Source organism: Amaricoccus sp. B4, assembly GCF_043226085.1.
In the GTDB taxonomy this organism is placed as follows: Bacteria; Pseudomonadota; Alphaproteobacteria; order Rhodobacterales; family Rhodobacteraceae; genus Amaricoccus.
Window position 1 is genome coordinate 1 of record NZ_CP171226.1, and the last position, 18457, is coordinate 18457.

An 18457-nucleotide genomic window follows, 5' to 3' on the forward strand; every position below is an offset into this window, starting at 1 on the left:
ATGCAGCTCCCACGGCCCGTGGGCCGCGAGGCCGCATCGCGGAAATACGATATCCTCTCCGCGCTCATGGCGCATGCGCTTTCGCTCGATCCCTCCTGTCAGAAACAGGTTCTCCGCCTCATGGCACTCGTCACCAGCCGCTACAACTGGCAGCGGGACGAGCTTTCCGTCGGACAGACCGAGATCGCCCGCCTGTGGTGTGTGGACGAGCGCACCGTCAAGCGCGAGATGGCCCGGCTGCGGGCGAAGGGCTGGCTGGTGCTGAAGCGGCAGGGGGCGCGGGGGCGGGTGAGCAGCTACGGGCTCGACCTTGCGCGCATGCTCGAGGACACCCGACCGGCCTGGCCGAACATCGGGCCCGATTTTGTCGAGCGGTTGAGCGGGCGTGCCGCGCCCGAAGCCGCGGACAATGTGGTGCCGCTTCGTGCGGTGCCGGCGCCCGAGACGGACGGCAGTCTCTGGTCGCGCATTCAAGGAATGCTGCATCAGGACGATCCGACGACCTATGCCGCGTGGTTCCATACCCTTCAGGAGGTCGAGCTCGAGGCCGGTTGCCTGACCCTCGCGGCCCCGACGCGCTTCCACGCAAGCTATGTCGAGGCGCATCTCAAGGTGCGGCTTGCGGTGGCCGCGGCGCGGCTCGATCCTTCGGTGCGCACGGTCCGCATCACCGGCTGAGCCGGGCAGGGGGGCTCTCGACCGATCTCTGCTCTGGCGCTTCCCGCGCTGATAGGCGAAATGAGGCGGACTGCGATCAGGGAGCCGCCACGATGACCCAGAAGAACATCCTGCAATGGGACGATCCCTTCCTCCTCGAGCTTCAGCTGACCGAGGAAGAGCGGATGATCCGCGACACCGCCCGGAGCTATGCCCAGGATCGGCTCGCGCCGCGTGTGCGCGAGGCGTATCGGACCGAAACGACGGATCCGGCGATCTTTGCGGAGATGGGCGAGCTCGGGTTGCTGGGCGTCACGATCCCCGAGGAATTCGGCGGGGTCGGCGCGGGCTATGTGAGCTACGGGCTTGCCGCCCGCGAGATCGAGCGGGTCGATTCGGGCTATCGCAGCATGATGAGCGTGCAGTCGAGCCTCGTGATGTTTCCGATCCATGCCTATGGCTCGGACGCGCAGCGGGCGAAGTACCTGCCGAAGCTTGCGACCGGCGAATGGATCGGCTGCTTCGGCCTGACCGAACCCGATGCGGGCTCGGACCCGGGCGGCATGAAGACGCGCGCGGTGAAGACCGCCGACGGCTATCGCCTCAACGGCGCGAAGATGTGGATCACCAACAGTCCGATCGCGGATGTCTTCGTCGTCTGGGCAAAGTCGGAAGCCCATGACGGCAAGATCCGCGGCTTCGTGCTCGAGAAGGGGATGAAGGGGCTCAGCGCGCCCAAGATCGAGGGCAAGCTCAGCCTGCGCGCCTCGGTCACCGGCGAAATCGTGCTGGAGAACGTCGAGGTCGGGGAGGATGCGCTGCTGCCGGGCGCCGAGGGTCTCGGCGGCCCGTTCGGTTGTCTCAACCGCGCGCGCTACGGTATCGCCTGGGGCGCGATGGGAGCCGCGGAAGCCTGCTGGCACGCGGCGCGCACCTACGGGCTCGACCGCAAGCAGTTCGGCAAGCCACTCGCCCAGACACAGCTTTTCCAGAAGAAGCTTGCCGACATGATGACCGAGATCAGCCTCGGGCTGCAGGCGGCTCTTCGCGTCGGCCGGCTGTTCGAGGAGGGACGGATGGCGCCGGAGATGATCTCTCTCGTCAAGCGCAACAACTGCGGCAAGGCGCTCGAGATTGCCCGGATGGCGCGGGACATGCACGGAGGCAACGGAATTTCCGACGAGTTTCCGGTCATGCGGCACATGGTCAATCTGGAAACCGTCAACACGTATGAGGGCGCGCATGACGTGCACGCGCTCATTCTGGGGCGGGCGCAGACCGGGCTGCAGGCCTTTTTCTGATCCGGTCTCAGACGGCTGCGCCCAGAAGCTCTTCGTAGCGGGCGAAGATCGCGGCGCCGTCGTAGCCGGATGCATCGAGCGTCCGGATCCAGGCTGCGTGCAGCGGCACGGCCGCCGCGCGCAGCAGTTGGGCCTCGGCCTCCGGCAGCTCGCTGATGGTCTGACCGGCGGCCCGCAGGGTCGCGTTCGCCGCGGTTTCGAAGCGGTCGAGCACCCGGCCGATCCGGACCGAGATCTCCTCGCCGCTGTTGGCGTCGATCACCTCCCGCAGGTCGGCTGGCAGCCGGGCGTAGCGCGCGCGGTTCATCAGGACGGCGGCGGAGGAGGTGTAGAGCCCGCGGCCCTCTGCGTTGATCGCGCAATGGAAGGGGAGGGCGGTTTCGAGCCCGAGTGTCGTGACGATTTCCGCCGTGAGGCAGCTGCCGTCGATCTGGTCGCGCTGAAGCGCGCCGGCAAGATCGGTGACCGGGAAGAACCGGGGCTCGATCCCGAGCGGGCCCAGGAGATCGCCGAGGGCCTGGCTCGGCATGCGCAGGCGCAGCCCGCGCAGATCGGTGAGGCGCGAGACCTGCCGCGTCGCGGTGTGGAGTTGGCCGGGAGCATCGACGAAGAAGGCAAGGGGATGGGTGTGATGGTATTCGGCCCGCCCGGCTTCCTGCATCAGCCGGTAGAGCGCGCGGGAGGTCGCCGCGGCCGAGGTCATCATGAAGGGTTGGCTCGGCGTCTCGGCGACCGGAAAGCGGCCGGGCGTGTACTGGGGCAGGGTGAGCGCGATGTCCACATCGCCACTTTCGACCTGGCGTGCGAGATCCTGTGCGGCTCCGCCGAGCGACATGGCGGGGTGGACCTCGATCGCGAGCCTTCCGTCGGACTGCCGGGCGATCTCGCGGATCCAGGGCGCGATGACCTCGCGCTGGATGTTGGAATTTGCCGGGAGGAAATGGTGAAACCGCAGGGTCACCTCCGGCGCGGTGACCTGACCGATGACGGGGGGGGCCGCAAGCATGGCGCCGATCAACCCGCAGGCCCCGCGCCGGGTGAGCGGGCGGTAGTGGGGTTTGCCACAGAAGGAAGAGGGGGGCGATTGGGACATGAAATCGGCTCCGGCCTTTCGGGGAAACACATTGCGGCGCACTATAGGTGTGGGGGAGCGGGTGTTGCGCGGAGGGGCGTGAGCGGCGCGCGCTGGGGCCGGCGGCGCGCGGGAGGGAAGCACTGATGATGGCAGGCGGGTTGGAGCGGGCACGCGGGATCCGGGGGCCGGGGCTTGCGCTGGCGCAGTTCGCGGGCGCGGAGCCGCCCTTCGACACGCTGGAGGGGCTCGGCGCCTGGGCGGCGGGGAAAGGCTATCGCGCAGTCCAGATCCCGACCTGGGATGCGCGGCTCCTCGATCTCGGCCTTGCCGCGGAGAGCGACACCTATTGCGACGAGCTGCGCGGGCGGCTGGCCGGGCTGGGGCTGGAGATCAGCGAGCTCACCTCGCATCTTGCCGGCCAGCTCGTTGCGGTTCATCCGGCGCAGGCGGCGCAGCTTGCGGCGGCCGCACCGGCGGCCCTGCGTGGCCGGCTGGAGGCCTGGGCAGGGTGGGCCGCGGAATTGCTTGGGCGGGCGGCGCGGGCCTCGCGGCGGCTCGGGCTCGCGCGGCACGGCACGTTGTCGGGGGCGCTGCTCTGGCCGCATCTCTATCCCTTCCCGCGCTGGACGGAAGGGATGATCGCCGAGGGCTTTGCGGAGCTGGCGCGGCGTTGGCGGCCGATCCTCGATGTCTTCGAGCGCGAGGGCGTCGATCTCTGCTTCGAGATCCATCCCGGCACCGATCTCCATGACGGGGCGAGCTGGGAGATGTTTCTCGAGGCGGTCGGCGGGCACCGGCGGGCGGGAATCCTGCTCGATCCCTCCCATCTGGTGCTGCAGGGGATCCCGCCCGCGGCCTTCGTCGAGATCTATCATGCGCGGATCGGGATGTTTCACGTGAAGGACGCGGCGGTGCGGCCCGACGGGCGCACGGGCTATTTCGGAGGCTTCCTGCCCTGGGGCCGGCGGGCGGGCGCGTTTCGGGCGCCGGGGGAGGGGGACGCGGATCTCGGCGCGGTCGTTGCGCGGCTGGCGGCGCATGGCTTCGACGGCTGGGCGGTCTACGAGTGGGAGCGGGCGCGCGATGCCGAGGCCGGTGCGGAGGCGGGGGCGCGGTTCATCGCGGCGGCGCTGGACTCGGGGGCGAGCTAGGGCACACGGGTATTTTACGGGCATGGAGTGGGGTTTGCGGATGGCCTGCGCCGGCGGGCTCGCCTAGGGTTCGGGCGAGGGCCGGAATCAGGACCGGCCGCCGTTGAGGAGACCAAGATGCTGACCGAAGACACCCCTGAAGGCGCCCTCGAGACCTGGACCGTCGACGAGGTGGCCCGCGCCCTCGAGGCCGGGGAGATCGCGCTCATCGATGTGCGCACACCGCAGGAATACATGTTCGAGCATATCGAGGGATCGCTGCTGATGCCGATGGCGTTTTTCCGGGCCGACCGGCTGCCCTCGCAGCAGGGCAAGCGGCTGGTGTTCCATTGCGGCTCCGGCATGCGTTCGGAAAAGGTGGTGCGGGCCTGTCTCAGGGCGGGGATCGCGCCGGTGGCGCATATGGCCGGAGGGTTCGGCGCCTGGAAGGAGGCGGGGCGGCCCTACACCGGGACGGACATGGCGACCGGTGCTCCGGTGCATGTCGCGACCCGGGCGGCGGTCTGAGGCACCGGGATCGGGCGGCTGGCCGGATCGCTGCGGGCTCGCTAACATCGCCCCCGGCGCGCGGAAGGTCCGCACGCCGGGGGGAGGCGCTGGCCTCTCCGCACGGACCATGACGGCGGACCGGCGCGCCCGCTCCGCCGCCCTGAAAGGCAAGCGATGCGATTTTCGGTCTTCCATGAAACCCGCTACCGGTATTCCGCTCCCGTCCGGCTGACGCCGCATGTGCTGCGGATGACGCCGCGGACGGATGCCGGACGGCTGCTGGCGCAGAGCCTCGAGATCACGCCGGCACCGAGGCTCCGGCGCGAGGTGTCCGATCTCTGGGGCAATCGCGTCACGCTGGTGGAGTTCGACGGGCAGACCGATGATTTCCGCCTCGTGAGCCGGTTCGAGATCGAGACCGTGCAGCCGCAGGCCCCGGTTTCGGCACGGATGCCGCGCCTGCCCTGGCCGGTCGAGCCGGGGGATTCGCTCGGGGCCTATCTCGAGGCTTCCGGGATCGAGGCGCCGGTTCGGGCCTTTGCGGCGGATCTCGCGGCGGAGGCGGACGGCGCGGCGCCGCGCTTTCTCGATCTCCTGAACGAGACGCTCTGCCGCAATACCGAAAGGCAGATCCGGCCGGAGGGCATGGCGCATGAGGCGGTGCTGACGCTCGCCTCGCGCCGGGGCGCCTGCCGCGATCTTTCCCTGCTCTTCATGGCGGCCTGCCGCAGCCTCGGCATTCCGGCCCGCTTTGCGAGCGGCTATCAGGCGCATGCCGAGAGCCCCGACGAAAAGCGCCATCTGCATGCCTGGCCGGAGGTCTGGCTGCCGGGGGCGGGCTGGCGCGGCTATGACCCGACGCATGGGCGCCCCGTCACGGACGGGCATGTGGCGCTCTGCGCCGCGCCGGAGCAGGCCGCGACCATGCCGCTCGAGGGCGGGTTCTATGGCGATGGCGTGCAGTCGACGCTCGACTACGACGTGCGCATCTCGGCGCGCTGATCCGGGGCAGGGGAGGGGCTCAGGCCGCGGGGGGCAGGTCGAGGCCGATCCGGAGCGCGCCGCGGTGGCCCCGCTCCACCGCAACGGGCGTGCCGTAGACCCTGCTCAGGGTTTCGCTGCGGAAGACGGCGGAGGGTGGACCTTCGGCCGCGATCCGGCCGTCCGAGAGCAGCACGACACGGTCGGCGAAGGCGGCGGCGAGGTTGAGATCATGGAGGACGACGAGCACGCCCGTGCCCGCATCCCGCTCGCGGCGCGCCGCGGTCATGACCCCGACCTGATGGGCGAGATCGAGGCTGGCCGTCGGCTCGTCGAGCATGAGGAAATGCCCGCCGCCTGCGGTGCGCCCCGCCCAGAGCTGGGCGAGGACGCGGGCGAGGTGGGCGCGGGCGCGCTCGCCGCCCGAAAGCCGGTTCGCTGGACGGGCGGCGAGATGCGCGATGCCCACCGCTGTCATGGCCCGGGCCGCGAGCGCATGCTCGTCGATCGTGGCGCGCGGGACGGCGGCCATGCCGAGCGCCACAAGCTCGGCGACGGGAAAGGGCGCGGAGAGGCTCGGGGCCTGTTCGAGCACGGCGCGGGCTTTGGCGAGGCCGGCGGCGCCGAGCGCCGAAAGCGGGCGGCCCGCGAGGGTGACGCGGCCGCGTGCCGGAGCAAGCTCGCCCGAAAGGACGGCGAGAAGGCTCGACTTGCCCGCCCCGTTGGGCCCGACGAGCGCGGTGCATTCGCCGGGGCGGAGGGTGAGCGCGAGGTCGTCGAGCACCGCGCGCCCGCCCCGCATGAGCGTGATGCCGCAGGCCTCAAGCATCGCGGCGGATCCGCGCGAGCAGCAGCCAGAGAAAGAACGGTCCACCGATGAGGGCGGTGGCAAGCCCGACCGGCGGCTCGGCGGGCGGGACCACGAGCCGCACGGCGAGATCGGCGGCAAGCAGGAGCGCCGCGCCGAGCAGCGCCGCGGCGGGGGCAAGCAGGCGGTGGCCATGGCCGACGCAGAGCCGGGCGAGGTGGGGGGCGACAAGCCCGATGAAGCCGATCGGCCCGGCAACAGCAGTGCCCGCCCCGACGGCGAGCGCCGACCAGAGTCCCGCGGCGCGTTTCACCCGCTCGACCTCGAGGCCCGAGGTCCAGGCGGCGCGTTCGCCGAGCTGGAGCAGATCGAGGGCGCGGGCGAGGCGGATGAGGCCGACGAGCGCGACGGCGATGCAGGCGGTGGCGATCCCCGCCACCTGCCAGTTGGCACCGCCGAGGCCGCCCATGGTCCAGAAGGTGAGATCGCGGAGCTGAGTGTCGGTGCTGGCGTAGATCATGAGGCCGATCACGGCGCCCGCGATGGCGTTGACCGCGACACCGGCGAGGATGAGGGTCGCGGCGTGGATGCCGCCGCCGCGGCGGGCGAGGCTGAAGACGAAGGCGGTTGCCGCACCAGCGCCGAGGAAGGCCGCGATCGGCAGGAGCCAGGGGCGGAGCGGCGCGGGGAGGGTGGCGGCCAGGGTGCCGCCGAGGACGATCGCGCCCACCGCGCCCAGGGCACCGCCCGCGGTGACGCCGATGAGGCCGGGATCGGCGAGCGGGTTGCGCAGAACCCCCTGAAGCGCGGTGCCCGAGAGGGCGAGCCCGGCGCCCACCGCGGCGGCGAGGGCGACGCGTGGGGCGCGAATGCCGCCGACGATCGCTTCGGCGCGCGGATCGCCCTGGCCGGCGAGGGCCGAGAGCACCTCGCCGGGGCCGAGGCGCACCGGGCCGAGGGCGAGGCCCGCGAGCGCGAGCAGGAGGGTGGCTGCGGCGAAGGCCAGGAGGATCCAGCTGGCGCGCGGCCAGCCGCGCCGGGCCGGGACCGCGGGGAGGGAGGCGTCCATCTCAGAGCCCTTCGAGAGCCGCATCGGGGTGGAGGGCGCGGGCAAGCTCCGCGACCGCCTGCGGGGTGCGGAGGCCGAAGCCGAGGAGGCGCAGGCCATCCATCACCACGACCCGGCCCTCGCGGCCGGCGGGAGTCGCGCCGAGCCCCGCGGCGCGGACGGCGGTTTCGGGGCTTTCGTAGCCCTCGAGGGCATGGTCGGGCAGGAGCAGCACGTCGGGCGCAAGGCCGATGGCGGCTTCGGCCGAGACGGGCTTGTAGCCGGCGAATGCGGCGGCGGCGTTGGTGCCGTGGGCAAGCCCGATCATGGCGTCGGCGGCGGTTCCGGTTCCGGCCGCGATCGGGGTTCCGCCCGCGAGCGATATCAGGAAGAGCACGCGGGGCCGGCTGTCGAGCGGGGCGAGGGCGGCCTCGGTGCGGGCCATTTCGGCCTCGAAGCGGGCGGCGCAGGTTTCGGCCGCCGCCGCGCGGTCTAGCGCGCGGCCCATGAAGGCGATCTTGGCCGGGACGATGTCGGCACTCTCGCCCTCCGGGCCGGTTTCCACGCGGACGCCCGCGGCGGCGATCTGGTCGAGCGCGGTCCGGGGCCCCGCGCCGGGGTTTGCAAGGACGAGGTCGGGCAGGAGCGAGAGCACGCCTTCGGCGGAGATGCGACGCAGGTAGCCGACCTTCGGGAGCGCGGCGGCCTCCGGGGGCCAGAGGGCGGTGTCGTCGGTGGCGATCACCGTGCTGCCGGCGCCGAGGGCGAAGGCGATCTCGGCGAGATCGCCGCCGAGGACGAGCACGCGGCCGGGCGCCGCAGCATGGGCGCGCGCCGCCGCGAGCCCGGCCACGGCGCCGCAGGCGGCTGCGAGGAGGAGGGTCTGGCGCCGTGTCAGCATGAGGCCGCGTCCGGGAGGCCCGTGGCAAGCGCGCGCCAGTCCGCGCGCTCCGTGCCGCCGGGCGGGCGCTCGCCGAAGATCTGGCAGATGATCTCGCCGGCGGCGTCGAAGAGTTCGAGCGAGTGGATGTCGCCGCGGCGCGAGGGCTTGCGAACCACCCAGGCCGAGGCGATGCGGTCTTCGCGCAGGTGCAGGTTGAAGCGCGGATCGAGCACGTTGAGCCAGGGGCCCATGGTTTCGATGCGGCAGACAGGACCGGAGTGGATCTGCACGCAGCCGGGGTTGCCGGTAAAGATCATCAGGGGCAGCGCCTCGGCCGCGGCGCGGCGGAGGGTTTCACCCGCGCTTCCGGTGCCGACGGGCCGGGCGCGGGCCGGGCCGCCGAGGCGCAGCGCCTGCACCCGGCCCGCGCCGAAGCGGCGCAGGAGGCCGTGGAAGGCATGGCTGTGCTCAAGCGCGTCCCAGGCGGCGCGGAGGCCTTCGGCGTCGATCGCCGCGTCGGGTTGCTCGGCGGCGGGGCCTGCGGGTTCTTCGAAGCGGGCGGGCTCCGCGGCGGTGTCGGTGAAATCCCGGATCAGGGTCTCGAAGGCCGCGGTGTCGGTGGCCGGGGTGGCATGGACCTTGTGGATCGCGGTGCCGGAGGCATCGAAGAACTGGAGGCTAGTGCGGGGGCCGGAGCGGGTTTCCTCGCAGAGCGCGTAGCCGATGCGCCAGTGGGAGAGAAAGAGCCGGAGATCGATCTCGCCCACGATCTGGCCCATGGCGCCGAAGATCTCGGGCGCGCCGTACGGCCCGCGCGTTTCATGGACGCAGGCCTCGTTGCGGGTGAGGGCCATCACCTCGCCGGCCGAACCGAGCCGGGAGAGGAGCGGGGCGAAGCCGTCGCGCGGGTCGAGCCTGCGGGCGGCGCCGGTGCTCCGGCGGGCCTCGAGCAGCGCGGCTTCGGGCACGCCGAGCGCCGCCGCGGCATCCCGCATGCGCCGGGCCGGGCCGTCGGCACGCAGGGCGGCCTCGCGGGCGAGCAACGCTGCAGGCTCGTCGATGGTGAGGGCGTCCGTCATGGGCTGTCTCCGAAAAGGGGGCCTGTCGGGACCGGTGCCTGGCTCGGGCATACGCGGGTGGAGCGGTGCGCCTTGGCTGGGGCGGCATTCCCGGGTGAGGATGGCACCCCGGAAAACGAGATCGGGAACGAGGCGGAGGCAGGGATCTCGCACCTGCCGCCGCCTTGGGGGATCAGAGGCCTTCGACCGATGTGAAGCCTTCGAATTCCGGGTGGCCGAGGTAGAGCGGCTTGTGCGTGCCGGCATCGCGGTGGGCGGCGCGGAACTGTTCGGAGGTCGTCCAGGCGCGGAAGGCCTCCTCGTCGCGCCAGACCGTGTGCGAGGCGTAGAGGGTGTGATCCTCACGGGCGGGGCCGCGCAGAAGGTGGAATTCCACGAAGCCCTCCATCTCGTCGAGGCGGGTCTTGCGGCTCCGCCAGACCTCCTCGAAGGCGGCCTCGTTGCCGGTGGCGACACGGAAGCGGTTCATGGCGACGAACATCTCGGGGTTCTCCTTAGCTTTTGCGCTCGGGTCCGCAGCCGACCTCAGAAGGTGACGGCCGCGGAGATCTTCCAGGTCCGTCCGGGCTGGGGCAGCTCGTTCGGGTAGATGGTGTAGGTCTCGTCGAAGAGGTTGTCGATGCCGGCGCGGAAGACGGTCCCCTCGAGCGGGCCGGCTTGCGGGCGCCAGGCGGCGAACAGGTCGACCACCGTGAAGGCCTCGCCCGCGACGGAGCCTTCGGGCACATCGTCCTGATCCGCCGCGAAGGTCGCGCGGGTGCCGAGCTCCCAGGTCTCGGACGGGCGGAGGCCGAGGGTTGCGGTCAGGCGGTCCTGCGGGATCGAGCCGAGCGGGCCACCATCCTTGGCCTCGCCGCGCGGGATCGAGAGCGCGAGGCCTGCATACCAGAGGCGGGCGTCATATTCAGCCTCGGCCTCGAAGCCCCAGAGACGGGCGTCGACATTCTCCGTCGTTGTGGTGCCGCTGACCACCATTCCTTCTGCACCCGGCGTGATGGTGCCGAAATCCATGAAGGTCACGGTCTGGCTGATGTAATCCTCGACATCGGCATAGTAGCCGTTCACGCCGAAGGCGAGGCGGTCGCCGGAGCGGATCACGCTCTGGCCCTCGAATCGGGTGCCGAGCTCGAGCTGGGTGGACTTTTCCGGCTCGAGGTCGGGGTTGGGCACGAAGTTGTTGACCCCCGAGAAGGTCAGCCCGGGCCCGAGCGCGAATCCGTCGATCGCGAAATGCACGCCATCATTGTAGAGCTCGGTCAGGCTCGGGGCACGGAAGGCACGGGCGAGGTTGCCGTAGATCTGCCAGCTTTCGGTCGGGCGGTAGCTGATGCCGATCCGGGGCGAGAGAAAGGTCTCGTCCACGCTGTCGAGACCGGCGGTGTCGGGGTCGCGCCCGTAGCTGTCGAGGCGCAGGCCGGGGACGATCTCGAGCTTGTCGGTGACGGCGATGGTCGCTTCGCCGAAGGCGGCGAGGGTGACGGCGGTTGCATCGGGGAACTGCGGGCGGGGGCCGTCGTCGCGGGTGGCCGACTGGCTGTCGCGCAGGGCCTCGAAACCGTAGACGAAGGTGACGGGGCGGCCCCAGTGGAGCCGGGAGCGGTTCACCGCCTCGAAACCGAAGGTCTCGTAGTCGGTCACGTCAAGCCGTCCGTCGGCGTTGCGATCCTCGGAGATCTCGAGGCCGTTGTAGTAGCCGAGCACCGAGAGGTCGATCAGGTCATTCGCCGCCGGGGTGTAATCCCAGCCGAGCCGGACGGTGTTCACATTTGCCTCGCGCGCCACATTGGTGTCGACCGAGGCCGCGGCATTGGCGTTGGGTGGCGTGGTGCCTTCGTCATGATAGCGGCTGAGGCCGAGCTCGAGGCGGTTGGCGCTGTCGGGTTCGAAACCGAGCTTCAGGAGGCCGTTCGTTGCGTCGATCTCGGAGTCGCGAATGGCCTTGCCGCTGCCGTCCTCCAGATCCGTGCCCATTGGCTGCCAGCCGAGAAAACCGAGCGCGTCGAAGCGGCCTGCGCGCCCGTAGAGCGTTGCGCTGGCCTGGCCGGTTTCGCCGTTCGAGGACCAGCCGCTGCGCAGCCTGCCGCCGAAGCTCCGGCCCGGGGCGAGCATGTTGTCCACGTCCCGTGTCTCGATCGAGATGACGCCGCCCATGGCGCCTGAGCCGTAGAGCGTCGAGCCGCCGCCGCGGATCACCTCGATGCGCTCGATTGCTTCCGGGTCGATGAAGAAGCGGCCGCGGTGGCCCTGGTCGAAGTTGAAGCGCCCGCCATCGAAACGGAGCACGATCTGGTCGTCGGTGAAGCCGCGGATGTTCGGCTCCTGCGAGATGCCGCGCGGGCCGCCGCCGATCGAGACGCCCGGGATGTCGTCCATAAGCTCCTCGAAGGTGGTTGCCTGATGGTCGGCGAGCGCCTCGCCCTCGCGCACCGAGACGGTGTCGGTGGCTTCGAGGAGCGGCCGGGTGTCGCGCGTCGCGGCGTCCACGAGAATGCGGTCGAGGATCAGGGTCTCGGCCGGGGGAGCCTCCGGCGCCGGTTTCTCCTGTGCGCCCGTTTCTCCCGAAGTTCCTGCCGCCAAGGCCAGTGCGGCAGCCGCACCCACTCCCAGTCTCATGTCCTCAACCCCCGCCACTTCGGTCTCGTCGTGCGCTTCCTGGCGGGGAGCTGGGGCGCGGTCGGCCTCAGTTACATAAACATGAGTTCTTTCGTCAAGTTTGTTCTGCGCTGATCGGGGTGCAAATCATGGCTCTCGGCTTCGCCTGCGGCGGTTCACTACAAAATAGGCGAGTGCGGCAAGAGGAAGTGCTGCTCCGGCGAGCGATGCCGCCGTCCAGCCGCCATGGGCGTAGATCCAGGCGCCCGCCGCGGAGCCGATGGCGCCGCCGGTGAAGAACGTGGCCATGAAGATCGCGTTGAGGCGGGCGCGGTTGTCGGCGCCGAGGCCGTAGATCACCCGCTGGCCGATCACGAGGGTCATTGTCACGCCGAAGTCGACCAGGATCGCGCCGGTAACGAGGAGCGCGAAGGCCATTGGCGTGCCTGCCGGTGCGAGGTGGCTGATGAGAAAGCCCGCGGCGACGATGGCCATGCCGAGCGCCGTGGCGGCGGCGCCGTGGCCCGCATCGGCAACGCGGCCCGCGATCGGCGCGGAGACCACTCCCGCGGCGCCCGCCAGGGCAAAGAGCGTGACCGCGCTCTGGGAGAGGCCCCAGACCGGCCCCATGAGCAGGAGCGGCGTGACGGTCCAGAACAGGCTGAAGGCCGCGAACTGACAGGCCTGGTACAGCGCCCGGCGGCGTAGGAGCGGCTCGCTCAGGACCAGCCGGCCCATCGAGGCGAGCGTTGCCCGGTAGGAGAGGGGGCGCTCCGGTTTGCGACGGGGCAATGCGGAGCGGAGGGTGAAGGCGAGCGCGATCATCGCCACGGCGGAAAGGCCGAAGACCCAGCGCCAGGAGGCGATGTCGGCGATGAAGCTCGAGAGCGGGCGGGCGAGCATGATCCCGAACATGAGGCCGCTCATCACCTGGCCGACGACGCGGCCACGTGCGGCCTCCGGGGCGAGATCGGCGGCGAAGGGCACGATGACCTGGATGCCGACCGAGGCCATGCCGATGAGGAGCGCCACCACGAGAAAGAGTGTCGCGCCGCTGGTCCCGGCCGCGACGAGCAGCACGGCGGCAAGCAGACCGAGGCTCGTGACGATCAGGCCGCGCTTCTCGAGGATATCGCCGAGCGGGACGATCAGCAGGAGCCCGAGGCCGTAGCCGATCTGGAACATGGTCACGATCACGCCCGCGGCGGCGCCGGAGAGGCCGAGCGCACGGCTGATCTCGCCCGCGAGCGGCTGGGCATAGTAGAGATTGGCGGCGATCAGGCCGCAGGCGGCAGCCATGGTGAGAACGAGCCGCCCCGAGATGGCGGGGCCGGACGTCGGATCGGTCTCCACGGGGGTGGCCGGGGTGGTCATGGGGTTGCTCCGCATGTGCGGGCAGGCGGCCGGTGTGTCGTGCGAGCCTGCCTGATCCGGTTCACCTTGCCTGTCGCGCCGCCGGGGTCAAGGGGAGCCCCTCACATGCGACTGCCGCAGACAGAGCTGCAGCAGTCGGTTTCCGGAACGGCAGGGATCTCCGGGTCTAGCGCCGGGGAGGCGGGGCGCTCAGAACTCGGCCCAGTCGTTGAGATCCTCGTCGGCCTTGGCGGCAAGCATGGACGAGCCGCGGCTGCGCGGAGCCGGCGCCGCGGCCGGTTTCGGCGCGGTGTGCCTTGCCGCAGCCGCCATCACCGGCTTCTTCCGGGGCGCCGCCGCGACATTGGCCGCGGGGCCGGCCTCATCGCTGGTGCGGAAGCGCTGCACGAAACCGGCCAGCGTTTCGGCTTCGCTCCGCAACGCGTGGCTGGCGGCGGTCGATTCCTCGACCATTGCGGCGTTCTGTTGCGTGACCTGATCGAGCTGGCTCACGGCGGTGTTGATCTCGCTGATCCCGACCGACTGTTCGCGGGCCGACACCGCGATCTCGTTCACCAGATCGGCAACACCGGAGACCGCCCCGACGATCGTGGCGAGAGATTCACCGGTCTTGCGCACGAGATTGACGCCGCGGCCGACCTGATCCGTGCTTTCGAGGATCAGCCCCTTGATCTCCTTCGCGGCGTCGGACGACCGCTGGGCCAAGGCCCGGACCTCCGAGGCGACGACGGCAAAGCCGCGCCCGGCTTCGCCGGCCCGTGCCGCCTCGACACCGGCATTGAGCGCGAGAAGGTTGGTCTGGAAGGCGATGTCGTCGATCACGCCGATGATCTGGGAGATATGTTCGGAGGATTTCTCGATCTGGCCCATGGCATCGACCGCCTCGCGCACGATGCGGCCGCTTTCCTCGGCGTGTCGCCGGGTGCTGCCGACGTCGGAGTTGGCCTTTTCCGCGTTCTGGCTGGCGGCCTTGACGCTGGCCGTCAGCTCCTCGAGGGCTGCGGCTGTCTGTTCCAGCGCTGCGGCCTGGTTTTCCGTGCGGTGGGAGAGATCGTCAGCGGCCTGCGCGACGTGAGACGACTCGTTCTGGATCGATGAAACCGCCGTCAGAACCGAGACGATGGTTTCTTCGAGCGTCGCGACCGTTCTGTTGAAGTTGAGACGCAGCGGCTCATTCTCTTCCGCAAAGGGCTCGCTGATGCGCGTGGTGAGATCGCCTTCCGAAAGGAGCGTCAGCGAGCTGCTGAAGTTGGTGACGACCTTCGCGCGCTCGCGGTCGAATTCGGCCTTCCGCTCCGCCGCGGCATGGCGTTCGTTCTCGATCTGGGTGACGTCGCTGGCGATCTTGACGACCCGATCCACCTTGCCCGACGCGTCGCGCACCGGGGTGTAGGCGCCGTGGAGATAGACGACCCGGCCGCCCTTGCCGATACGCTTGTGGGTCACGGCGGCGGCCGTTTCGCCGTTTGCGAGTTTCCGCCACATCTCGCGGTAGTCCGCGGAGGCGGCAAATTCCGGCTCGACGAAGAGCGAATGGTGCGCTCCGGCCAGTTCCGCCTCGGAATATCCCATGGCTTTCAGGAAATTCGCATTTCCCTTGAGGAACTTTCCGTCTGGCGTGAACTCGACGATCCCCTGCTGCGCACCGACCCCATCGACGATCGCGGAGGCTGAAAGGCTGGCGCGCTCGAGCTCCTGGCGTTCTGTCTCTTCTGCCGTCACGTCCCGCGCCATCTTCACGACCCGGATCACCTTGCCGGCGTCGTCCTTCACCGGCATGTACGCACCCTGCAGATAGACCTTGCGGCCATCGCGCGTGAAGCGCGTGAAGGTGCCGGAGAGCCCGGTGTCGCCCTGTGCAAGGCGCTGCCACATCTGCCGGTATTCCGCGGAGCCTGTGGTGGCGGGATCGACAAACATCGCATGCGGCTCGCCGAGGATGTCTTCCGGAGCATAGCCCATCGTCTTGCAGAAGTTTGCATTTGCCGACAGGATCTTCCCGGACGGATCGAATTCGATCACACCCATGATGTCACCCAGGGCGGCGAGCGTCTGGGTCTGATCGCGCAGCTTGCCGGACGTGTCGGCGTCTGTCTGCGCAGTGGTGATGGCACGGGCGAGCGCGCCGATCTCGTCGCCGCGGCGGGTTTCCGGCAGCGCCGCTCCGGGCTCGGCGACGGCAGCGCCGAGATGATGCAGGGGAGCGCTGATCCGCTGGCGCACGATCAGCCAGACAGCGCTTGCCACGGCTGCCGCAAGCAGGACATCGAGGCCGAACCCCATTGAGCCGCCAGTAGAAGCGGGCCCGGACGTCCTGAGAAGGAGCGCGGCAAGGGTAGCGGCCAGCGCGACCAGCGCGCATGCTGTCGGGAGGGAGCGAAAGATCCTCATTGACTTCCTCTTCAGGGCAGAATGGCATTCAAGGACAGGTGGCTTCAGGATCCGGTCTTCGAAGACAGCTGTCGTGCTGCCTTTCCGCTCCCTGCGGCCCCGGCTGTCGGGACTCGTTGCTTGACTTGCAAGGCGCCTTCTGCGCGCCACTGGCGAGAATTTATCGTTCTCAAGTGTAAAACCTGTCTTAATAACTGACCGCATTTTCGTGCGGATCCCGCCCCCTGGTTAACCATTCAGACGATTCATTTTTCCGGATTCGGGTGGCGTCCGGTAATAAACCTTCAACAATTCAAGACAAAATCCTGATTTTCGCCAAGGGATCCATCGAGCCGCCATGCTTCATCTCAAGATCTACGATTCCGCCGGCCCCACGACGGGCTTCTGGTACGATACGGGCGACTGGGCGCCGGTGCGCAACAGCGAGAGCCTTGTCGTCAACCGCTCGATCATCAAGTCCGGTCCGCTGGCGGGCAAGGAGATCGTCCAGAAGTGGTTCGGCTCCTTCGATACGCTCACGGGCGAAACCTATTCCGTCTCCCGGACGCTCCTGCAGGTCGACGGGATCCTTCACCTGGGAGTGACCTTCGACCCCGGGTTCCGCAACACCGAGGCGGAATGGAAGAAGGCCTACCTCGACGGGATCGCCTATTCCGGCAACGCCTCGGCGAACTTCCTCGCTGCCGGCGATGGCAATGATGCGCTCTTCGGGCTTGGCGGCCAGGACACGCTCGAGGGCTATAACGGCAATGACACGCTCGATGGCGGGCGCGGCGCCGACTACATGCGTGGCGGCACTGGCGACGATGTCTATGTCATCGACAACCGGAAAGACCGGGTGGTCGAGGCGCAGTATGACGGCACTGACAGTGTCATTGCGCATATCAGCTACCGGCTTGGGTTCGGGCTGGAAAACCTGACGCTGGCGGGCTCATCCGGGCTGCGTGGTATCGGCAACGATGTGGCGAACCGCATTGCGGGAAATGCGGGCGCGAACCGCATCGAGGGGCGCGCGGGTGATGACACCCTGCTGGGCGGAGCGGGCGGCGATACGCTCATCGGAGGCGACGGGCTGGATCGGATGCTCGGCGGCGCCGGGGATGATGTCTATGTCGTGGGCGAGACCGGTGACCGGGTGATCGAGGCGGCGGATGGTGGCACAGACCTCATCCGCAGTTCAGTGAGTTTCACTCTCTCGAAGGTGCTCGAGAACCTGACGCTCGTCGGAAGCGACGACATCCGGGGGATCGGCAACGGTCGGGCAAACGAGATCCGCGGCAATGATGGCAACAACCTGCTCCGGGGCTACGGAAGCGCCGATACGCTCATCGGTGGTGGCGGCGCGGACACGCTCGACGGGGGCGGGCGCGCCGACCGCATGATCGGCGGCGCTGGCGACGATGTCTATCACGTCGATTCCCGTGGCGATGTCCTTCTGGAGCGATCGGGCGGCGGAACCGATACGGTCGTGACGGGGCTGAGCTGGGCACTGGGCGTTCAGATCGAAAACCTCGATCTCACCGGACGTGCTGATCTGCGCGGCACGGGCAACGTGCTCGACAATGTCCTCACCGGCAACGGGGGGAACAACCGTCTCCGCGGGCTCGATGGTGCGGATACGCTTGTCGGCGGGAAGGGTGCGGACACGCTCGACGGCGGCCTCGGCGCGGATGTGATGCAGGGCGGCGAGGGTTCGGACCTCTATCTGGTCGAGCGCAGTGGTGATGTCGTCTCCGACGATGGCGTCAAGGGCCGCGACACGGTTCGAAGCAGCGTGAACTTCACCCTGCCCGACAATGTCGAGGTGCTCGAACTTGTCGGCACCGGCGACACGTCGGGCATTGGCAACAGCGGCAACAACCGTCTGGAAGGCAATGCAGGAGGCAACTACCTCTCCGGTGGCCTCGGGCGCGACACGATCGTCGGAGGGCGCGGCGACGATGTGATGTCGGGCGGAGAGGATCGCGATGTCTTCCTGTTCCGCAGTGCCTCCGAGGTCAGTGTGAAGTCCGGTGACGCGATGATCAGCGATGTGATCGAGGATTTCACACCAGACATCGACCTGATCGATCTTTCCGCGATCGATGCCAATCTCAATCGCGCCGGGAACCAGGCGTTCGATTTCATCGGCAGTGATGCCTTCTCCGGTCACGCGCGCGAACTGCGCTACTTCGGAAATATCATTTCCGGCGACCAGAATGGCGATGGTGTTGCCGATTTCGAGCTGATCCTGGCTTCGAGCCCCACGCTGGATAGCGGGGATTTCGTTCTCTGACGACGGCGCTGCCGTGGCGGATGCGACCCTCCGGACAGCATACCTGTGCGAAGCCGGACCGGCGCCACCATGGGGCTTTTCCAGCCCCATGGCAGCGGCCCTAACGCTTTGCTCCGGCCGTCCTGCAGTGGTCATTGGACCAAGAGTTCGGGCTGACCTCCTGGCAGACGTCCATCTTCTGTCGAAGGAGCATCGTGACCGCTTCCCCGACCGCGGCAGGGTTGTCGGCATGGGGATCGGTATTCTCGTATCGCGGCGCCGTGGCAGGAGCATGGCCTGCCACGGCGCGGGTGGGGTTTCCGCCAACCGCCGCGGGCCGTATTGGGCGAGAGGGGTAACGGCGATGCGGTGGT

15 protein-coding genes are annotated in these 18457 nt (G+C 69.2%); 6 read left to right on the forward strand and 9 right to left on the reverse strand.

The window, feature by feature from the left end; genetic code table 11:
- Nucleotides 1-678, forward strand: a complete 678-nt coding sequence (locus ACF66B_RS18835) for a DnaA N-terminal domain-containing protein (protein ID WP_111430662.1) — start codon at nt 1-3, stop codon at nt 676-678.
- Between the two features lie 92 nt (nt 679-770).
- Nucleotides 771-1958, forward strand: coding sequence for an acyl-CoA dehydrogenase (locus tag ACF66B_RS18840; RefSeq protein ID WP_111430663.1), 1188 nt, complete (start codon nt 771-773; stop codon nt 1956-1958).
- A gap of 7 nt (nt 1959-1965) precedes the next feature.
- On the opposite strand, the gene ACF66B_RS18845 is transcribed toward ACF66B_RS18840, so the two are convergent.
- Nucleotides 1966-3051 (reverse strand): TRAP transporter substrate-binding protein, encoded by a 1086-nt coding sequence (locus tag ACF66B_RS18845; protein WP_111430664.1) that lies wholly within the window; start codon nt 3049-3051, stop codon nt 1966-1968.
- Between the two features lie 125 nt (nt 3052-3176).
- Here ACF66B_RS18845 and ACF66B_RS18850 point away from each other — a divergent pair, with 125 nt between their 5' ends.
- From ACF66B_RS18850 to ACF66B_RS18860, 3 genes are all read left to right on the forward strand, one after another.
- Nucleotides 3177-4184 carry a sugar phosphate isomerase/epimerase family protein gene (locus ACF66B_RS18850; protein ID WP_392665030.1) on the forward strand — a complete coding sequence of 336 codons (1008 nt, stop codon included), beginning with the start codon at nt 3177-3179 and terminating at the stop codon, nt 4182-4184.
- 117 nt (nt 4185-4301) lie between these two features.
- Nucleotides 4302-4691, forward strand: coding sequence for a rhodanese-like domain-containing protein (locus ACF66B_RS18855; protein ID WP_111430665.1), 390 nt, complete (start codon nt 4302-4304; stop codon nt 4689-4691).
- Between the two features lie 156 nt (nt 4692-4847).
- Nucleotides 4848-5675, forward strand: a complete 828-nt coding sequence (locus ACF66B_RS18860; RefSeq protein ID WP_111430666.1) for a transglutaminase family protein — start codon at nt 4848-4850, stop codon at nt 5673-5675.
- A 19-nt stretch (nt 5676-5694) separates the two neighbouring features.
- On the opposite strand, the gene ACF66B_RS18865 is transcribed toward ACF66B_RS18860, so the two are convergent.
- The 8 genes from ACF66B_RS18865 to ACF66B_RS18900 all read right to left on the reverse strand — a co-directional run bounded on the left by ACF66B_RS18865 (nt 5695) and on the right by ACF66B_RS18900 (nt 15721).
- The gene (locus ACF66B_RS18865) at nt 5695-6483 is read right to left on the reverse strand and encodes a heme ABC transporter ATP-binding protein (RefSeq protein WP_111430667.1); all 789 of its coding nucleotides are present in this window, start codon (nt 6481-6483) and stop codon (nt 5695-5697) included.
- Entirely contained in the window at nt 6476-7531 is a 1056-nt protein-coding gene (locus ACF66B_RS18870) for an iron ABC transporter permease (RefSeq protein ID WP_111430668.1), read from the reverse strand. Before ACF66B_RS18870 ends, ACF66B_RS18865 begins: the two co-directional genes overlap by 8 nt.
- A gap of 1 nt (nt 7532) precedes the next feature.
- Entirely contained in the window at nt 7533-8411 is an 879-nt protein-coding gene (locus ACF66B_RS18875; RefSeq protein ID WP_111430669.1) for an ABC transporter substrate-binding protein, read from the reverse strand.
- A complete protein-coding gene (locus tag ACF66B_RS18880; RefSeq protein ID WP_111430670.1) occupies nt 8405-9472 on the reverse strand; it encodes a ChuX/HutX family heme-like substrate-binding protein in 1068 nt (355 codons plus the stop codon). The genes ACF66B_RS18875 and ACF66B_RS18880 overlap by 7 nt, the downstream gene beginning before the upstream one ends.
- Before the next feature lie 172 nt (nt 9473-9644).
- On the reverse strand, nt 9645-9953 hold the full coding sequence (locus ACF66B_RS18885; RefSeq protein ID WP_111430671.1) for an antibiotic biosynthesis monooxygenase: 309 nt from the start codon (nt 9951-9953) through the stop codon (nt 9645-9647).
- A gap of 44 nt (nt 9954-9997) precedes the next feature.
- Complete coding sequence (locus ACF66B_RS18890; RefSeq protein ID WP_111430672.1) at nt 9998-12085, reverse strand: TonB-dependent hemoglobin/transferrin/lactoferrin family receptor; 2088 nt, start codon at nt 12083-12085, stop codon at nt 9998-10000.
- 126 nt (nt 12086-12211) lie between these two features.
- On the reverse strand, nt 12212-13438 hold the full coding sequence (locus ACF66B_RS18895) for an MFS transporter (RefSeq protein WP_111430673.1): 1227 nt from the start codon (nt 13436-13438) through the stop codon (nt 12212-12214).
- A 189-nt stretch (nt 13439-13627) separates the two neighbouring features.
- Nucleotides 13628-15721: a PAS domain-containing methyl-accepting chemotaxis protein gene (locus ACF66B_RS18900; RefSeq protein ID WP_162683330.1), complete on the reverse strand. Its 2094-nt coding sequence runs from the start codon at nt 15719-15721 to the stop codon at nt 13628-13630.
- Between the two features lie 445 nt (nt 15722-16166).
- Here ACF66B_RS18900 and ACF66B_RS18905 point away from each other — a divergent pair, with 445 nt between their 5' ends.
- Nucleotides 16167-18104 (forward strand): calcium-binding protein, encoded by a 1938-nt coding sequence (locus tag ACF66B_RS18905; RefSeq protein ID WP_111430675.1) that lies wholly within the window; start codon nt 16167-16169, stop codon nt 18102-18104.
- Nucleotides 18105-18457: the final 353 nt, after the last annotated feature.